At 67.8% G+C, this 794-nt stretch carries 1 protein-coding gene; it reads right to left on the reverse strand.

From position 1 onward, the window contains the following. Nucleotides 1-794, reverse strand: a 794-nt coding sequence (locus tag WCE05_RS25855; RefSeq protein WP_368816818.1) for a carbon starvation CstA family protein, incomplete at both ends; no start/stop codon positions are given.

The following is a 794-nucleotide window of genomic DNA, read 5'->3' on the forward strand; positions in this document are numbered from 1 at the left end:
GCCGGCAGCAGGGTGACCCAGACATAGCGCTGGCGCTTCATCTTGATCAGCACCACGGTGCCGAGCATCAGGGCGATACCGGCCAGCATCTGGTTGGAGATGCCGAACAGCGGCCACAGGGTATTGATGCCGCCCAGCGGGTCGATCACGCCCTGGTACAGCAGGTAGCCCCACAGGGCCACGCAGCCGGCGGTGCCGATCAGGTTGGCGCCCCACGACTCGGTGCGCTTGAGCGCCGGGATGAAGCTGCCCAGCAGGTCCTGCAGCATGAAGCGCCCGGCGCGGGTACCGGCGTCCACCGCGGTGAGGATGAACAGTGCCTCGAACAGGATCGCGAAGTGGTACCAGAAGGCCATGGTGTTCTCGCCCGGCAGCACCTGGTGGAGGATCTGCGCGATCCCCACGGCCAGGGTCGGCGCACCGCCGGCACGGGCCAGGACGGTGTGCTCGCCGATGTCGCGGGCGGTCGCCTCGAGCTGCTCGGGGGTGATGGTGAAGCCCCAACTGCTGACGGTCTGCGCCACCGACACGACGTCGGCACCGACCACCGCGGCCGGGCTGTTCATGGCGAAGTACACGCCCGGCTCGATCACCGAGGCGGCGACCATGGCCATGATGGCGACGAACGACTCCATCAGCATGCCGCCGTAGCCGATGTAGCGGGCGTTGACTTCGTTGTCCAGCAGCTTGGGCGTGGTCCCCGAGGAGATCAGCGCGTGGAAGCCGGACACCGCGCCACAGGCGATGGTGATGAACAGGAACGGGAACAGGGTGCCCTTCCAGACCGGGCCGGT

This window comes from Pseudomonas sp. I2, assembly GCF_040984075.1.
Lineage (GTDB): Bacteria > Pseudomonadota > Gammaproteobacteria > Pseudomonadales > Pseudomonadaceae > Aquipseudomonas > Aquipseudomonas guariconensis_B.